Annotated in this window: 18 protein-coding genes; 13 read left to right on the forward strand and 5 right to left on the reverse strand. The window is 61.1% G+C overall.

What is annotated here, in order from left to right:
* Window position 1: 1 nt before the first annotated feature.
* Complete coding sequence (gene kefC, locus V8Z78_RS16875; RefSeq protein WP_349731780.1) at window positions 2-1894, reverse strand: glutathione-regulated potassium-efflux system protein KefC; 1893 nt, start codon at window positions 1892-1894, stop codon at window positions 2-4.
* Window positions 1895-2098: 204 nt separating this feature from the next.
* Here kefC and V8Z78_RS16880 point away from each other — a divergent pair, with 204 nt between their 5' ends.
* Together V8Z78_RS16880 and V8Z78_RS16885 are read left to right on the forward strand one after the other, a co-directional pair.
* On the forward strand, window positions 2099-2731 hold the full coding sequence (locus V8Z78_RS16880) for a LysE family transporter (protein ID WP_003071257.1): 633 nt from the start codon (window positions 2099-2101) through the stop codon (window positions 2729-2731).
* 132 nt (window positions 2732-2863) lie between these two features.
* Window positions 2864-3328, forward strand: a complete 465-nt coding sequence (locus tag V8Z78_RS16885; RefSeq protein WP_179626809.1) for a MaoC family dehydratase — start codon at window positions 2864-2866, stop codon at window positions 3326-3328.
* A gap of 103 nt (window positions 3329-3431) precedes the next feature.
* Here the strand turns inward: V8Z78_RS16885 and V8Z78_RS16890 are convergent, their stop codons facing one another.
* The 3 genes from V8Z78_RS16890 to V8Z78_RS16900 form a co-directional block, all read right to left on the reverse strand.
* Window positions 3432-3806: a DUF4148 domain-containing protein gene (locus V8Z78_RS16890; protein ID WP_349731781.1), complete on the reverse strand. Its 375-nt coding sequence runs from the start codon at window positions 3804-3806 to the stop codon at window positions 3432-3434.
* 87 nt (window positions 3807-3893) lie between these two features.
* Window positions 3894-4388, reverse strand: a complete 495-nt coding sequence (gene trmL, locus V8Z78_RS16895; RefSeq protein WP_003071265.1) for a tRNA (uridine(34)/cytosine(34)/5-carboxymethylaminomethyluridine(34)-2'-O)-methyltransferase TrmL — start codon at window positions 4386-4388, stop codon at window positions 3894-3896.
* 70 nt (window positions 4389-4458) lie between these two features.
* On the reverse strand, window positions 4459-5199 hold the full coding sequence (locus V8Z78_RS16900) for a ComF family protein (protein ID WP_046461861.1): 741 nt from the start codon (window positions 5197-5199) through the stop codon (window positions 4459-4461).
* A gap of 140 nt (window positions 5200-5339) precedes the next feature.
* Here V8Z78_RS16900 and V8Z78_RS16905 point away from each other — a divergent pair, with 140 nt between their 5' ends.
* The 7 genes from V8Z78_RS16905 (at window position 5340) to V8Z78_RS16935 (ending at window position 11961) form a co-directional block, all read left to right on the forward strand.
* Entirely contained in the window at window positions 5340-6194 is an 855-nt protein-coding gene (locus tag V8Z78_RS16905; protein ID WP_502878855.1) for a class I SAM-dependent methyltransferase, read from the forward strand.
* Between the two features lie 580 nt (window positions 6195-6774).
* Entirely contained in the window at window positions 6775-8349 is a 1575-nt protein-coding gene (gene coxB / locus V8Z78_RS16910) for a cytochrome c oxidase subunit II (protein WP_046461859.1), read from the forward strand.
* Between the two features lie 34 nt (window positions 8350-8383).
* Window positions 8384-10027: a cytochrome c oxidase subunit I gene (gene ctaD, locus V8Z78_RS16915; RefSeq protein ID WP_349731783.1), complete on the forward strand. Its 1644-nt coding sequence runs from the start codon at window positions 8384-8386 to the stop codon at window positions 10025-10027.
* A 10-nt stretch (window positions 10028-10037) separates the two neighbouring features.
* On the forward strand, window positions 10038-10148 hold the full coding sequence (locus tag V8Z78_RS16920; RefSeq protein ID WP_003071272.1) for a cytochrome oxidase small assembly protein: 111 nt from the start codon (window positions 10038-10040) through the stop codon (window positions 10146-10148).
* Window positions 10149-10182: 34 nt separating this feature from the next.
* Window positions 10183-10797, forward strand: a complete 615-nt coding sequence (locus V8Z78_RS16925; protein WP_034353987.1) for a cytochrome c oxidase assembly protein — start codon at window positions 10183-10185, stop codon at window positions 10795-10797.
* Entirely contained in the window at window positions 10794-10991 is a 198-nt protein-coding gene (locus V8Z78_RS16930; protein WP_003071276.1) for a DUF2970 domain-containing protein, read from the forward strand. The genes V8Z78_RS16925 and V8Z78_RS16930 overlap by 4 nt, the downstream gene beginning before the upstream one ends.
* Window positions 10992-11079: 88 nt before the next feature.
* A complete protein-coding gene (locus V8Z78_RS16935; protein ID WP_349731784.1) occupies window positions 11080-11961 on the forward strand; it encodes a cytochrome c oxidase subunit 3 in 882 nt (293 codons plus the stop codon).
* A 131-nt stretch (window positions 11962-12092) separates the two neighbouring features.
* Here V8Z78_RS16935 and V8Z78_RS16940 read toward each other — a convergent pair whose 3' ends face one another.
* Window positions 12093-12335 carry a twin transmembrane helix small protein gene (locus tag V8Z78_RS16940; protein ID WP_003071283.1) on the reverse strand — a complete coding sequence of 81 codons (243 nt, stop codon included), beginning with the start codon at window positions 12333-12335 and terminating at the stop codon, window positions 12093-12095.
* Window positions 12336-12349: 14 nt separating this feature from the next.
* Between V8Z78_RS16940 and V8Z78_RS16945 the strand changes: the two genes are divergently transcribed.
* From V8Z78_RS16945 to V8Z78_RS16960, 4 genes are all read left to right on the forward strand, one after another.
* Window positions 12350-13162, forward strand: coding sequence for an SURF1 family protein (locus tag V8Z78_RS16945; protein ID WP_349731785.1), 813 nt, complete (start codon window positions 12350-12352; stop codon window positions 13160-13162).
* Window positions 13098-13847, forward strand: a complete 750-nt coding sequence (locus V8Z78_RS16950) for a redox-active disulfide-containing membrane protein (protein ID WP_003071287.1) — start codon at window positions 13098-13100, stop codon at window positions 13845-13847. Before V8Z78_RS16945 ends, V8Z78_RS16950 begins: the two co-directional genes overlap by 65 nt.
* Window positions 13848-13922: 75 nt before the next feature.
* Window positions 13923-14846: a heme o synthase gene (gene cyoE / locus V8Z78_RS16955; protein WP_057093431.1), complete on the forward strand. Its 924-nt coding sequence runs from the start codon at window positions 13923-13925 to the stop codon at window positions 14844-14846.
* A 6-nt stretch (window positions 14847-14852) separates the two neighbouring features.
* Entirely contained in the window at window positions 14853-15467 is a 615-nt protein-coding gene (locus V8Z78_RS16960) for an SCO family protein (protein WP_034363575.1), read from the forward strand.
* Window positions 15468-15664 lie beyond the last annotated feature (197 nt).

The raw sequence follows: 15664 nt of genomic DNA on the forward strand, positions 1-15664 counted from the left end.
ATCACGGCTGTCGGGCATCAGCCGGACTGTGGTCTTGCTCGCTGGCCTGGGGCGTATCCTCTGCCTCGGCGTTGCCAGCCAGGAGATCGGCACGTTCCTTGGCCATTTGCTCCACCAGTTGCTGGCGGCCCTGCTTGGCCACCGCAATCAGCTGGTTCTTGTCCTTGTAATGCGGGTACATGCGCTCGGCCAGTGCCAGATTGTGCTCTCTGAAGCGTGCCGTGATGCGTTTGGCCTCGGCCGGACTCTGACCTAACAGCTCCAGCACCGACTGGGCCGAGATCAGGCTGGACTCGAACACTTCACGCTGGGCATGCTCCACACCCAGGTCGCGCAGTTGGAACCAGTGATTGAGATCCCGGGTGCGGGCCACGATCTCCAGGTTGGGGAAATGCTTGCGTACCTGGCTGGCTATCTTGAGGGACTGCTCGGGAGTGTCGACGGCAATCACCAGCACATGAGCCTTGGCTGCGCCTGCAATGCGCAGCAGATCCATGCGAGTGGCATCGCCGTAAAACACCCGGTGGCCATAGATCTGCGCGGCCTCCAGCATTTCCACGCTATGGTCCAGGATGGTCGGGCGTATGCCCTGGGCCAGCAACACGCGAGCCACGATCTGGCCGTAGCGGCCGAAGCCGGCAATGATGATGGGCGAGTCCTGAGGCTCGGAGATCTCTTTGGCCTTGTCGGAGCCGCATTCCTCATCCTTGATGGTGGAAAAGCGGCGCAGCAGCAGTTTGTCCAGCAGCACCAGCAGCAGCGGGCCCAGCAGCATGGACAGAGCCACAGCTGCGACCAGCATGGACGAGACGCTGTGGCGAAACACCTTGTACTGCGCGGCTGTCTGGAACACCACAAAGGCGAATTCCCCGCCTTGCGCCAGCATCAGCGTGAACACCGGGCGTTCGCGCCAGGGAATCTGCATGAATTTGGCCAAGCCGAAGATCATCACTGCCTTCAGTGCAATAAAGCCCGTCACCATGGCGGCCATGGCCCAGGGAGACTGGAGGATGACGCCAAAGTCAATGCTCATGCCCACGGCCATGAAGAACAGGCCCAGCAGCAGCCCTTTGAACGGCTCGATATTGGTTTCCAGCTCGCTGCGGTATTCGCTGTCGGCCATCAGCACGCCGGCCAGGAAGGCGCCCAGCGCCATGGACAGGCCCACCTGTGTCATCAGCATGGCAATGCCTACGACCAATAACAAGGAAGTGGCGGTGAAGATCTCGGGGGTCTTGCTGCGCGCAATCCAGCGCAGCAGCGGTTGCAGCAGCAATCGGCCTCCGATGATGACGGCGCCAATCGTACCCACGGTCTTGAGAATGGCCAGCCAGACATGGCTGTCACCGTGGCTGGCATGGGCAGCCTTGTAAGCGCCGAGAATCGGAATCAGCGCCAGGATGGGGATGGCCGCCACGTCCTGGAACAACAGGATGGAGAAAGCGGCCTGTCCGCTGGGAGTACGCATCAGATTGCGCTCGGCCATGATCTGCAGGCAGACAGCGGTGGACGACAGGGCTAGGCCCATGCCCGCAATCAGGCTGACGCGCCAGGACAGACCAAAGGCCCATGCGGCCAGAAACAGAATGCCGGTGCAGACCGCCATTTGTGCCATGCCCCAGCCGAAGATCGGTCGCCGCAGCTCCCAGAGGCGCTTGGGCTGCAGCTCAAGTCCGATCACGAACAGCATCAGCACCACGCCAAATTCGGCAAAGTGCAGGATGTCGTCCACATTGCGCACCAGACCAAAACCCCAGGGGCCCATGGCAATGCCGGCGCCCAGGTAGCCGATGATGGCTCCCAGGCCCAGGGCTCTGGCGATGGGGACGGCTAGAACTGCCGCCGTAAGATAGATGAAGCCGTAAGTCAGCCAGATGGGAGAGCCGTGTTCCATGGGAATGTTATGTGGTGTTAACCCTAGAGAGATTCCATTTTGGCACCCGCAGTCAGGCGTCAGATTTTTGACAGAAAGAAAAATGGGACGAATGATTACCTGCTGCTTATAGCGCCTGGTCAACCATGCGTCTGCAAGTTGACCGCGCAACTTTTAAGATAAGCGCTTTGTGACTGGCGCTTTAGATCGGCGTTTGGAGTGAGTATGGATCTGCACACCTGGTTTGCTTTTTTTGTGGCCTCCTGGATCATTGCGGTCTCGCCGGGCTCGGGGGCCGTGCTGTCCATGAGTCATGGTCTGTCCTACGGCGTGCGCAAGACCAGCGCCACCATCATGGGTCTGCAGCTCGGGTTGCTGCTCATCTTGCTGATAGCCGGGGCCGGCGTGGGCTCGCTGCTCATGGCATCCGAATGGGCCTTCAATGCCGTCAAGATCGTGGGCGCCGGCTATCTCATCTATCTGGGCATCAGCCAGTGGCGCTCCGGTGGCTCGCCGCTGGCAACGCAAGAGGCCGTGCCCGAGGCCAGTCTCAAAAAGCGCGTACTGACGGGCTTTTTGACCAATGCCACCAATCCCAAGGGCATCATCTTCATGGTGGCGGTGCTGCCCCAGTTCATGACCACCAGCCGTCCTCTGGCCCCTCAACTGGCGATTCTGGCCGTGACCATGCTGGCCGTGGATACCACGGTGATGCACAGCTATGCCGCAGGCGCCAGCGCCTTGCGCGGCCTGATGCGCAGCGCACGCGCCATGCGCAACCAGAACCGCGTGTTCGGCGGCCTGCTGATGGCGGTGGGCACGGGGCTGTTCTTTGTGCAGCGCTCTGGTGAAGCCTGATCCGCTTTAAAAAACATAGCTGCAAGAGTATGAATAGATTGAGCCAGCGGCATATTTGATCGAATAATCTAGGGTAAGCCCCTTGTCCCGCGTCAGACATGGCGCAGGGCAGGGGGCTTCTACATTGGGGGCATGAAAACCTTTCGCTCCTACTCCGAAGTGCTGGCCTCGATTGGGCAGGAAGTCGCCGTCAGCGACTGGATCACCATCACACAGGCCCAGATTCAAATGTTTGCCGATGCCACGGGCGATCAGCAATGGATTCATACCGATCCCGAGCGCGCAGCCCATGGGCCGTTCGGCGCACCGATTGCCCATGGCTTTCTCACGCTGTCCCTGCTGCCTCAGTTTTTCGAAGGCACTTTCAAGATCGAAGGCGCCAAGATGGGAGTGAACTACGGGCTCAACCGTGTGCGCTTCATGGCCCCGGTTCCCGTCAACAGCCGCTTGCGGGCCCGCATGACATTGCAGGCGGCGGAGCGCATCGAGCCGGCCGGCATCCAGATGACCTGGCTGGTGACGGTGGAGCGCGAGGGCAGCGACAAGCCTGTGTGCGTGGCCGAGTCGCTGGCGCGCAGCTTTGGTGCTGCGGCCTGATTCGCGGCGTAATTTTCAAGCCATGAAAAAAGCCCCTTGGCATCGGCCTTGGGGCTTTGTTATTGAGCAGCACCTTGCACAGCAGGGTGCTGCGCAGAAGCCGTCATTCGCCATAGTTGTCCAGCAAACCGGCCTTGCCAGCGGCAATGGTTTCCTGGCGCACTTGCTCACGGCTGAGGTTGCTGGATTGCTGTTGCTGGGACAGAGGCAGATAGGCATCGCCAACGGGCTGCAGCTGACCCCTGGTCATGGCGTCCTGCACCTGGGCCTTGACTTGGGCACGGGTCAGGGTGGACTGTGATGCAACTTCGGGAGGGTAGTGATCGCCGGTGAAGTCAAAGCCTGCGGCCTGTGCAGCGGCGGCGGACATGGCCAGGGTGGCAACGATGGCGAGGCGGTTGGCGTATTTCATGATTCGTCCTTTGGGTACATCGGGCCTGCAGTCCTGGCGGATATCGTCGGTCGGCTGCAAGTCCATGAGTCGTACTTTAGGACGATCTAATTGCGAGAAAAACCCCTTGTTTCGCAACTTATTGTTCTGAAAATAGAGACAATAAGCGGGAACTTAAAGAGCCGTCTTGGGCTCTGCAAGGGCAGCACCCGCGAAGCCCTGCTGACGCCAGGCTTCGAACACCGTTACGGCCACGGCATTGGATAGGTTCAGGCTGCGCTGAGATGCCAGCATGGGCAGGCGCAGTCGCTGCTCGTTGGGGAACTGGGCGCGCACCTCGGGTGGCAGGCCCTTGCTTTCAGAGCCAAAGACCAGCCAGTCGCCAGCTTTGAATTCCATGGCATGCGCCGGGCTGCTGCTATGCGTGGTCATGGCGAACATGCGCTCGCGCTGCGGCTGACAGGTTTCGAGGAGGGCGTCCCAACTGGCGTGGCGGGCTACATTGGCGTACTCGTGATAGTCCAGTCCGGCGCGGCGCATATGCCGGTCTTCCATGGAAAAGCCCAGCGGCTCGATCAGATGCAGGCTGCAACCCGTATTGGCGGCCAGACGGATGACATTGCCCGTGTTGGGAGGGATCTCGGGCGCCACAAGAACGATATGAAACATGGGGCGCTATTGTGCAGCCCGGCTTTGACCCACGCTGCCGCCTTCGCAGTTCCAGACTGGCGAATATGGGTCAAGGCGTGCGTGCCAGCACGACGGCGCTGACCGATGCCGCGCCGGCCGACAGCAGGCAGCCTGCCAGTGCATCCAGCGTGGCACCGGTGGTCATCACGTCGTCGAGCAGCAAAATCTCCCGCCCTTTCACCAGAGCCTGTCGAGCCGGGGCGAGGCTGAAAATGCCGCGCAGCTGGCGCAGTCTTTGTTCTCGGCTGGAGGCATGTTGGGGCAGCTCCAGGTGTTGGCGTTGCACAGCCTCGCTCAGCAAGGGTAAAGGCCTGTTGTATTGCTCAGAGAGGGAGCGTGCCAGCAGCAGGCTGTGGTCAAAGCCGCGCTCGCGCACGCGCTGTGCGGAGGCCGGCATGGGCAGCAAGGCATCGCAGGCCCGTAACTGCTCCCTGACTTCGGGGTGACCGGCCATCAGCCTGCCCAGACTGCGCACCAACCCCAGGTCGGCCTGAAACTTGTAGCGTGTGATGAGGTTTTGCCATGGGTAGGCATAGTCCAGCGCGGCGGTGCAGCGCTTGAGTCGGGGTGGTTGCTTGAGGCAGTTGCCGCAGAGGCTGACCAGAGCCGGCAGCGGCAGGGCACAGCTGTGGCAGCGGTGCTTGTGCTGGGCCCAGCGTGCATGGCAGTCGCGGCAGATACGCGGCCCCGGCCAGCGTCCACAGATTGCGCATTGGCTGGGCAAGGCATCCAGCCAACGCTGCTGCTGGCGGCGCAGGTGTGAAAGCCATGTCACATGAAGGTCGGGCATGGAATCAATATACTCGCGCCGCATTGATCTTCACTCCGGCAGTTGGTGAGCGGCTCGCTCGACTCTCTGCCTGCTTCTGTCCGCCCATGTCCCACGTCCTGCCTCCAACAATTGATTCTGCAGCTGCAAACCATTGGCAAATGGCCGCTCCGGCCGAATCCCCCTGGTTGCACGAAGAGGTGGCCAGTCGCATGCAGCAGCGCCTGGACTGGATCGTGAAGCCGCCTGAGCAATGGTGTCACTGGGAGCCGGTTCGCGGCGGCATGCAGGCTCACCAACTGCTGCGCGAGCGCTATCCGCAGGCCGAATGCACGATCTATGAACCCGTAGCCCGCCGCGAGGCCGTGGCCCAGGACAAGCTCGGCAGCCGCTGGTGGCAGCTCTCGCGCTGGAAGGGGGCTGCCGTGCAGATGGGGGCGCCCGCAGATGCCAGCATGGACATGCTCTGGGCCAATATGCTGCTGCATACGGCAGCCGATCCGCAGACCCTGTTCGAGCGCTGGCACAAGGCACTCAAGGTCGACGGCTATGTCATGTTCTCCTGCCTCGGGCCGGATACGGTGCAGCAGCTGCATCGGCTCTACGCCGAGCTGGGCTGGGGGCCGGCAGGTCATACGTTTACCGATATGCATGACTGGGGCGACATGCTGGTGCATTCCGGCTTTGCCGAGCCGGTGATGGACATGGAGCGCATCACCCTGACCTTTGCCACGCCGCAGCGTCTGTTGCAGGAACTGCGCGAACTGGGCCGCAATCTGCACCCCGGGCGTTTTGCCGGTCTGCGCGGCCGTGGCTGGAAGGCCGGGCTGCTGCAGAAAATGGCGGAGCGCTGGGCCGACAAGCAGCCCGATGGACAGCTCTCGCTGACCTTCGAGATCGTTTATGGCCACGCCTACAAACCGCAGCCCAAGCTGCGTCTGGAAGCCAACAGCGCCGTGTCGCTGGAAGACATGAAGGCCATGCTCAAGCAGCCCCGCAACACGGGTTTGCGATAGCACATCTGTCGTTTTCCGGTCATTGATTCGACACAAAGCTGCCTACAATTTCCCCTAGTTATTTCATGGATAGCAGCAATCCTTCGGGCTTCTCTCCTGCCTGAAGGAAACCAGACAGTGCGGCCCAAGCCGCCAGGGGAGATATCGGGTGTTTCGCTTTGCCAAGGGGACTGGCCAGCGGGTTCGACAGCGGCCGGTTTTCGCATTTCATCATCACCACAAGCCAGCCTTTTGCTGCGCTGACGCATCCCTGTGCCCGGCGGTTGTCGCGGTGCAGGGACGTCCCATCTTCTTCCCTTCTGTCTTGGCTGCCAGGCCAGTTTCAGCCATCTCCTGCACTTGCCGTGAGATGCGCTTGCCAGTACGAGTTTCAAGTCCGATCAGGCCTGCCTACGCAAGGTCGATTGGCATGGGTTTCCGGTACATGCATTAGTGAATGCGCGCAGACAGTGCTATCAAATTCTGGGGCATGCTGCGTTGAAGTTCGCGAGGTAGTGTGAGTGTCACAGCCTTCTGGCCGGCAGCGGCACGAAGCGGTGTGAGCGAGTGGACAACTGAGGCTTAGAGGTAAGTGAAAACGATGAAAAACATTTCCACCAAGCTGGTTCCCTGGAGTTTGGCCTTGGCGGCGTGGGGTAGTTCCATGGCCTATGCGGCGCAGGATCTGCCGGGAGGCCCTGCCGTCAACCAGCTCAATCTGCATCCGCCTGTGACACGCATTGCCGTGGAGCAGCACTGGCTGCACTGGATGATGCTCATCATCTGCACGGTGATCTTTATCGCGGTGTTCGGGGTGATGTTCTATTCCATCTGGAAGCACCGCAAATCCCAGGGTGCCAAGGCTGCGAACTTTCATGAATCGGTCAAGGTGGAGGTGGCCTGGACGGTTGCTCCCTTCATCATCGTGATTCTGATGGCGCTACCCGCCACCAAGGTGCTGGTGGCGCAGAAGGACACGACCAATGCCGACCTCACGATCAAGGCCACCGGCTATCAGTGGAAATGGGGTTATGACTATCTGAGCGGCGAGGGCGAAGGCCTGGGCTTTGTTTCCACGCTGGATAACGCCCAGCGCCAGATGTCCAACAGCGGCGATGTGAGCAATGCGCCCAACGACTATCTGCTCAGGGTCGACAACCCGCTGGTCGTACCCGTGGGCAAGAAGGTACGCATCATCACCACGGCCAACGATGTGATCCACTCCTTCATGGTGCCGGCCTTTGGCATCAAGCAGGACGCGATTCCGGGCTTTGTGCGCGATACCTGGTTCAAGGCCGAGAAGACCGGCGATTACTACGGCCAGTGTGCCGAGTTGTGCGGCAAGGAGCATGCCTACATGCCCATCCATGTGAAGGTGCTATCTGCCGAAGCCTACACCGCCTGGGTGGCCGGAGAGAAGAAGAAGCTGGCCGCCAAGGCCGATGACCCGAACAAGGTCTGGGTGCTGGCCGATCTGGTGGCACGTGGCGAAAAAGTATATGCCGCCAACTGCGCTGCCTGCCACCAGGCCAATGGCAAGGGAGCCGGTCCCATCAAGCCGCTGGACGGCAGTCCCGTGGTCCTGGGCCCCACGGCCGACATGATGCACGCCGTGCTCGAAGGTCGCGCCAACGGTGCCATGCCGGCCTGGAAGCAGCTGAGCGACACCGAACTGGCCGCAGTGGTGACCTTTGCCAAGAATCATTGGAGCAACCAGACCGGCCAACTGGTGCAGCCCGCCCAGTTCGTGGCAGCGCGTGGCGGCAAATTCCCTGAAGGCGGAGGCAGTGCTGTACCCGCCGCTCCTGCGGCAGACTCTGCTGCCCCTGCGCAAGGTGCAGCCGCTGCCGCCAGCGACGCCGGCCCTTATCAAGTCTTTTTCGAGACCGGCAAGAGCGTGCTGGACGACAAGGCCCAGGCTGCGGTGAAGAAGGCGGCCGAGTACTGGAGTGCCCACAAGGACGGCAAGATTGCTCTGTCGGGCTTTGTGGACTCCACCGGCAACGCCGACAAGAACGCGGAGCTGGCCAAGGAGCGAGCCAAGGCCGTGGCCAAGCTGCTGGAGGACAGCGGCATTGCCGGTGACCGCATCGAGCTGCGCAAGCCCGAGACCATCACGGCTGCGGCAGGCGCGGACCAGCAGGCACGCCGTGTTGACATCACGGCCGCGAAGTAAGCCCCGGGTATAGAGACCGATTGGAGAAAAGAATATGAGCGCCGTAGTTCCTCCCGTCCACACCCATGAGGGCCATGGTCACGACCATGGGCACGACGACCATCACCACGCCATGCCCTCGGGCTGGCGCCGCTGGCTGTTTGCCACCAACCACAAGGACATCGGCACGATGTACCTGCTGTTCTCCTTCACCATGCTGATGGTGGGAGGCATTCTGGCCATGCTGATCCGTGCCGAGCTGTTCGAGCCCGGCCTGCAGATCGTCAACCCCGAGCTGTTCAACCAGCTCACCACCATGCACGGCCTGATCATGGTGTTCGGCGCCATCATGCCGGCCTTCGTGGGCTTCGCGAACTGGATGCTGCCGCTGCAGATCGGTGCGTCCGACATGGCGTTTGCGCGCATGAACAACTTCAGCTTCTGGCTGCTGATTCCTGCCGGCATCATGCTGGTGGGCTCGTTCTTCATGCCCGGCGGTGCACCGGCGGCCGGCTGGACGCTGTATGCCCCGCTGACGCTGCAGATGGGTCCGTCCATGGACACCAGCATCTTTGCCATGCACATCATGGGTGCCAGCTCCATCATGGGCGCGATCAACATCATCGTCACCATCCTGAACATGCGCGCGCCCGGCATGACGCTGATGAAGATGCCGCTGTTTGCCTGGACCTGGCTGATCACCGCCTACCTGCTGATCGCCGTGATGCCGGTGCTGGCCGGCGCCATCACCATGACGCTGACCGATCGTCACTTCGGCACCAGCTTCTTCAATCCTGCGGGCGGCGGCGATCCGGTGATGTACCAGCACATCTTCTGGTTCTTCGGTCACCCCGAGGTCTACATCATGATCTTGCCGGCCTTCGGCATCGTCAGCCAGATCGTGCCCGCCTTCAGCCGCAAGAAGCTGTTTGGCTACACTTCCATGGTCTATGCCGTGGCGGCGATTGCCATCCTGTCCTTCATCGTCTGGGCCCACCATATGTTCACCACGGGCATGCCGGTCACGGGTCAGCTGTTCTTCATGTACGCGACCATGCTGATCTCCGTGCCCACGGCCGTGAAGGTGTTCAACTGGACGGCCACCATGTGGCGCGGCTCCATGAGCTTTGAAACCCCGATGCTGTTCGCGGTGGGCTTCATCTTCGTGTTCACCATGGGGGGCTTCACGGGACTGATACTGTCCATGGCGCCCATCGATATCCAGCTGCAGGACACCTATTACGTGGTGGCCCACTTCCACTATGTGCTGGTGGCCGGTTCGCTGTTCTCCATGTTTGCAGGCTATTACTACTGGTCGCCCAAGTGGACGGGCGTGATGTATCCCGAGACGCGTGGCCGCATCCATTTCTGGGGCTCGCTGATCTTCTTCAACATCACCTTCTTCCCCATGCACTTCCTGGGTCTGGCTGGCATGCCGCGTCGCTATGCCGACTACCCCATGCAGTTCGCCGACTTCAACATGATTGCCTCCATCGGCGGCTTTGGCTTCGGTCTGATGCAGGTGTACTTCTTCCTGTTCGTCGTCTGGCCCGCCATGCGCGGCCATGGCGAGAAGGCACCGCAAAAACCCTGGGAAGCGGCCGAGGGTCTGGAATGGGAAGTGCCTTCTCCGGCGCCGTTCCACACCTTCGAGACGCCTCCCAAGCTCGATGAAACCGCGACGAAGGTGATAGCCTGAGGAGGCGCGTATGACGACCCAGGAGCAACGCAAGAACAACCTGAGGCTGGGGCTGATCCTGGCCTCCACGGCTGTCGTGTTCTTTATCGGATTTGTGGTGAAGATGGCCTGGCTGCATTGAGGCAGCCCGATGGCAACGAGTGGAGGAGCTTGAGGTGAGCATAGCCAAGGAAAACGCGAAGATGGTGGGCAAGCTGGCGATCGTTGCCCTGGGCATGTTTGCGTTTGGCTATGTGCTCATTCCCATCTACAAGCATATCTGCGAGCTGACGGGCATCAACATCCTGTCGCTGTCCGAAAAGCAGGTGCCCGGCGCCGGCGTGGCGGGCCGCGACGTGAAGCTTCCGCCCAACAGCCAGATCGACACCAGCCGCACCATCACCGTGGAGTTCGATGCCAATGCTCGCGGTCCCTGGGACTTCAAGCCGGCCATGCGTTCGGTGCAGGTTCACCCCGGCGAGCTGGCCACGGTGATGTATGAGTTCCAGAACGTGCAGAACCGGCGCATGGCCGCCCAGGCCATCCCCAGCTATGCACCGCGCCAGGCCACGGCCTTCTTCAACAAGCTGGAGTGCTTCTGCTTTTCGCAGTACACGCTGGAGCCCGGCGAGAAGCGTGAGTGGCCGGTGGCCTTCGTCATCGATCCGCGCATCTCCAAGGATGTGAAGACCATCACGCTGTCCTACACCTTCTTCGAGGTGGGCGGCAAGACCCCCGCAGCGCCCGATGCCAGTACGGCGGCAGTCGTCACGCCCGGAGGCAGTTCATGACTCAGGACGTCAAGAAGACCGGATTCTGGCGCAGCATCGTGGCCGTCGCGTGGGCCATGCTGGGCGTGCGCAAGGGTAAGGAGTACGAAAAGGATTTCGCCAGCATCACGCCGCTGCATGTGATTGCCGTGGGGCTGGTAGCGATTTTTGCCTTGGTATTAGCGTTGATATGGATCGTCAACCTGGTCGTTTAGCCTTGGCTGAAACAGGTGTGGCGAATGCAGTGCAAGTGATAGTGGAGCGTCGGTCAAAACAACGATCAACAGAGTCAGGAGCCGAGTGATGAGTGCAACCCCGCAGGGCGCAACCCCTTACTACTATGTGCCAGCCGAATCCAGCCATCCCGTGATGGCGGCCATCGGTCTGTTCTTTGTGATTCTGGGCGCAGGCACCTGGATCAATGGTCACGAATGGGGAATGTATTCCCTGTTCGTCGGTCTGGTCTGGTGGCTGGCCGTGCTGTTCGTCTGGTTCCGCGATGCAGCGCGCGAAAGCGAGGCCGGGCTCAACAGCCGCAAGATCGATCTGTCCTACCGCTGGAGCATGAGCTGGTTCATCTTCTCGGAGGTGATGTTCTTCGGCGCCTTCTTCACTGCGCTGTGGTGGGCTCGCGCGCACTCGGTGCCGGCGCTGGGCAGCCTGGCCAACGAGCTGCTGTGGCCCAACTTTCAGTCCGTGTGGCCCAGCGTTGCCCCCGGTGCCACGGCGTCGCCCGCGAATATTGTCGAGCCCTTCAAGACTGTGGGCCCGTTCTGGCTGCCCACCATCAACACGGCGCTGCTGCTGAGCTCGGGCGTGGCGCTGACCATCGCCCACCATGCGCTGCAGGTCAACAACCGCGCGCGCTGCATCAGCTTCATGTGGATGACGGTGATTCTGGGTTTCGTCTTCCTCTGCGTGCAGGGCTACGAATACCACCATCTCTACAACGACTACAACCTCAAGCTCAACTCGGGCGTTTTCGGCTCCACCTTCTACATGCTGACGGGCTTTCACGGCTTCCACGTGCTGGTGGGCATGCTGATGCTGTTCTTCATCACCATACGCCTGATGAAGGGGGACTTTACCGACAAGCACCACTTCGGCTTTGAGGGGGCTGCCTGGTACTGGCACTTTGTGGACGTGGTCTGGGTCTTTCTCTACATCCTCGTGTACTGGATGTAAGACTCTCAAAAATAGAAGCGTCTTGCGCATGACCAACATCAGTTTCAGCATTAAACAATGCTGAATTCGATGAGTGGAAGGCGCAAGGCGCTTTTGTTTTAGGAGCGTTATCCTGCGCGACTCAAAGTGGTCTATTGCCCGGGCTGCCAGCCCGTGGGCTGTATCCATCCCAGCTTGGCCGCCATCAGAACGCAGAGAAACAGCGCAACCGACAAAGCCACACGCAGGGCCAGGGCGCGAAACATCTTGCGGCTGCGCTCGGCGTCGTCGGCCTCCGAGCTTTCGCTGTCGTCGCCCCTGCGCATCATGAAGAACAGCGCACTGCCGAGACTCGCCAAAATGGCGAGAAAGGCGAGAATGATCACGAATTTCATGAACGGATTATCTGGTGCGCATTTCCCGATTTCCAGACCTCTGGCGGTTTCTACTGATTTCTGCGGCGGCCTTGATCTGCGTGGCCGCCACAGCATCGCTGGGCTTTTGGCAACTGGGCCGGGCAGCGCAGAAGCAGGCCATCTTTGATGCCATCACGCGCCAACAGGTGCTGGAGCCCTGGCATAACGCACAACTGGCAGCAGAAGTGCCGCTGGCATCCGAATCCATCGGCCAAGCGCAACAGGCGACGCTGCTGCATCGACCCGTGCAACTGCAGGGCCAGTGGCTGGCCGAGCAGACCGTGTTTCTGGACAACCGGCAGATGCAGGGTCGAGCCGGCTTCTATGTGCTCACGCCTTTCAGACTGAGTGCGCCTCACGGGCACAGGGTCGTCGTCGTGCAGCGTGGCTGGGCACCACGCAACTTCATGGACCGCGCGCTCCTGCCCGAGGTGCAGACGCCTGCAGGCCTGGTCAGCATCGAGGGCAGGCTGGAGGCACCGCCGTCCAGGCTGATGGAGCTGGAAGCGGCCCATGGCGGGGCAGACCCTGATGAGCAAAAGTCGCGCATCCGACAGAATGCAGACATTGCCCTGTGGGCGCAGCAAAGCGGCTTGCCGCTGCTGGCGCTGAGCGTGGTGCAAAGCGGCAGCGCCAGCGAAGGCTTGCTGCGCGACTGGCCGCAGATCAATGCCGGTGTGCAAAAGCACTACGGCTATGCTTTTCAGTGGTTCGGACTCAGTGTCTTGGTGGTGTTGCTCTATGTCTGGCTTCAACTCGTCCGACGCTTTTACCCCGGCCGCCGCGCAGCGCAGCCCGAGGGATGAACCGCTGAGCTTTGCGGTCCACGGCCTGCCCGATCCCGCACAAAGCCGCACACAGCAGGAGCAGCTGGCGCGCAGCGGTCGCTGGAAGATGCTGGCCGTGCTGCTGGTCTGTGCGGCCCCGGTGCTGGCCTCCTACTTCACCTACTACGTGTTGCGTCCTTCGCAGCAGCGCAGCTATGGTGAGCTGATTGCCGAGCAGCCCGGTCTGCCCGAGGTACAGGCCAATACGCTGGACGGACGCAGCGTAAATCTGAGCAGCCTCAAGGGCCAGTGGTTGCTGCTCAGCACCAGTGCCGGGGACTGCGGGCAACGCTGTCAGGATCATCTCTATCTGCAGCGCCAGCTGCGTGAAACCCTGGGCCGTGAAAAAGACCGGCTGGACTGGGTCTGGCTCATCAGCGACCAGCAGCCTGTGCCTGAAAAAATCCTGCCGGCTGTCGAGCAAGCCATAACGGTACGTGTGCCCGCTGCAGTCATCGGCAACTGGCTCAAGCCCGAGGTCGGGCATGCACTGGACGAGCATCTGTATGTGGTCGATCCGCAGGGTCATTGGATGATGCGCTTTCCAGCAAGCATGGATAAAGCCACGGCCGGCAAGGCCAGGCGCGATCTGGAGCGGCTGCTGCGCGCCTCTGCCTCATGGGACGAGGCCGGGCGGGCTACGGTCGATGCAGCACAGAAATAGGTGTTGAAACCGGCTTTAGCCTGCTTTCGCAAGGCACTGCCAGCCATCTGAATCACAGTCAGCGAGGAGGGCCGCATGCAGGCAGAAATCTCGGATTTGAACGGCGCTGTTCCGGCTGCAGGAGCGGCTGCTTCGCGCTGGGTGCAGTACTACGCGCTGACCAAGCCCAAGGTGGTGCAGCTCATCGTCTTTTGCGCCTTCATCGGCATGGTGCTGGCCGTGCCGGGCGTTCCCGGCTGGCAGGATTGGGGCCGCATGCTGGCGGCCTGCGCGGGCATCTGGCTGGTTGCGGCAGCGGCAGCGGCCTTCAACTGCCTGGTCGAGCGCAGCATTGATGCACGCATGAAGCGCACGGCCTGGCGGCCCACGGCGCGCGGCGAGCTCTCGCATTCCCAGGCCCTGCTGTTTTCGGCCTTGCTGTGCGCAGCAGGTGCCGCCATCTTGCTGCTGGCCGTGAATGCTCTCACGCTGTGGCTGACGCTGGCCACCTTCATTGGTTACGCCGTGATCTACACGCTGGTGCTCAAACCTTTGACGCCGCAGAACATCGTCATCGGCGGGGCATCGGGTGCCATGCCGCCCGTTCTGGGCTGGGCGGCGATGACGGGGCAGGTTGGGCATGAAGCCCTGCTGCTTTTTCTCATCATCTTTCTCTGGACGCCGCCGCATTTCTGGGCGCTGGCGCTGTACCGAGTGGAGGATTACCGCCGCGCCGGTCTGCCCATGCTGCCGGTCACGCATGGCAATGCCTTCACGCGGCTGCAGGTGTTTCTCTATACCCTGGTGCTGTTTGCCGGCTGTCTGCTGCCTTTTGTGGTGGGCATGAGTGGCTATCTCTACCTTTTTGCCGCAGTGATTCTGGGGTTGGGCTTTTGCGGTTATGGTTGGGCACTGCTGCGCAACTACTCGGATGCGCTGGCACGCAAGACCTTCCGCTTTTCCCTGATCCATCTGAGCCTGCTGTTTGCTGCGCTGCTGGTGGATCACTACCTAGCCTGATCGACCATGGATAAACGAGCTGCGCTGCGCGTACTCGGCGCTTTAGGCGCCGCAACACTGGCCGGTGCGGCCACATTGACATTGACTGGCTGCAAGGACGATAGCAAGCCCAAGTTTCAGGGCGTGGATGTGACGGGCGCAGACTACGCCAAGGACATTCCGCTCACCGATGTCCACGGAAAAAAGCGCAGCCTCAAGGACTTCTCGGGCAAGGTGGTGGCCGTGTTCTTCGGTTACACCCAGTGTCCTGATGTCTGCCCCACCACGCTGCAGGAGTTGCTTGAAGTCAAGCAGGCGCTGGGCACCGATGGCGACAAGCTGCAGGCCGTGTTTGTGTCGCTGGACCCCGAGCGTGATACGCCTGAGGTGCTCAAGGCCTATCTGGCCAACTTCGACGAGAGCTTTGTGGGGCTCAGCGGTACGGCCGACGAGATTGCTGCCGTGGCCAAGGATTTCAAGATTTTCTTCAAGAAGGTGCCAGGCAAGGTTGACGGAACTTACACCCTCGATCACTCGGCTGGTACCTATCTTTTCGATCCCCAGGGCCGGTTGCGCGTGTACGAGCGCTACGGCGCGGGGCCGCAGTTGCTGACTCAGGACGTGAAGGCACTGCTGGGCTGAAGCTGTCGCGACCAGCAGCATTGGTCTCGAATTCTGAAAATTATTGTTACATGTTGGTGTTTGATATAGCGCAAGGAGAGCGTGCGATGTCGCGCGCATAGTGAGCGACTTCAAACACTTGGCAAGGCTCGATCCGACTTTTCTAGAGTTGGGCATGCAGGCCGTTGATGCAGCATGGGGAGTGGCTGCACGCAGGG

The organism is Comamonas sp. wu1-DMT (assembly GCF_040187805.1).
Taxonomy (GTDB): Bacteria; Pseudomonadota; Gammaproteobacteria; order Burkholderiales; family Burkholderiaceae_C; genus Comamonas; species Comamonas thiooxydans.

Coding starts and splice junctions, on each gene's coding strand:
- kefC (WP_349731780.1), bottom strand. CDS start 1,894: ATGGAACACGGCTCTCCCATCTGGCTGACTTACGGCTTCATCTATCTT.
- V8Z78_RS16880 (WP_003071257.1), top strand. CDS start 2,099: ATGGATCTGCACACCTGGTTTGCTTTTTTTGTGGCCTCCTGGATCATT.
- V8Z78_RS16885 (WP_179626809.1), top strand. CDS start 2,864: ATGAAAACCTTTCGCTCCTACTCCGAAGTGCTGGCCTCGATTGGGCAG.
- V8Z78_RS16890 (WP_349731781.1), bottom strand. CDS start 3,806: ATGGACTTGCAGCCGACCGACGATATCCGCCAGGACTGCAGGCCCGAT.
- trmL (WP_003071265.1), bottom strand. CDS start 4,388: ATGTTTCATATCGTTCTTGTGGCGCCCGAGATCCCTCCCAACACGGGC.
- V8Z78_RS16900 (WP_046461861.1), bottom strand. CDS start 5,199: ATGCCCGACCTTCATGTGACATGGCTTTCACACCTGCGCCGCCAGCAG.
- V8Z78_RS16905 (WP_502878855.1), top strand. CDS start 5,340: ATGGCCGCTCCGGCCGAATCCCCCTGGTTGCACGAAGAGGTGGCCAGT.
- coxB (WP_046461859.1), top strand. CDS start 6,775: ATGAAAAACATTTCCACCAAGCTGGTTCCCTGGAGTTTGGCCTTGGCG.
- ctaD (WP_349731783.1), top strand. CDS start 8,384: ATGAGCGCCGTAGTTCCTCCCGTCCACACCCATGAGGGCCATGGTCAC.
- V8Z78_RS16920 (WP_003071272.1), top strand. CDS start 10,038: ATGACGACCCAGGAGCAACGCAAGAACAACCTGAGGCTGGGGCTGATC.
- V8Z78_RS16930 (WP_003071276.1), top strand. CDS start 10,794: ATGACTCAGGACGTCAAGAAGACCGGATTCTGGCGCAGCATCGTGGCC.
- V8Z78_RS16935 (WP_349731784.1), top strand. CDS start 11,080: ATGAGTGCAACCCCGCAGGGCGCAACCCCTTACTACTATGTGCCAGCC.
- V8Z78_RS16940 (WP_003071283.1), bottom strand. CDS start 12,335: ATGAAATTCGTGATCATTCTCGCCTTTCTCGCCATTTTGGCGAGTCTC.
- V8Z78_RS16950 (WP_003071287.1), top strand. CDS start 13,098: ATGTCTGGCTTCAACTCGTCCGACGCTTTTACCCCGGCCGCCGCGCAG.
- cyoE (WP_057093431.1), top strand. CDS start 13,923: ATGCAGGCAGAAATCTCGGATTTGAACGGCGCTGTTCCGGCTGCAGGA.
- V8Z78_RS16960 (WP_034363575.1), top strand. CDS start 14,853: ATGGATAAACGAGCTGCGCTGCGCGTACTCGGCGCTTTAGGCGCCGCA.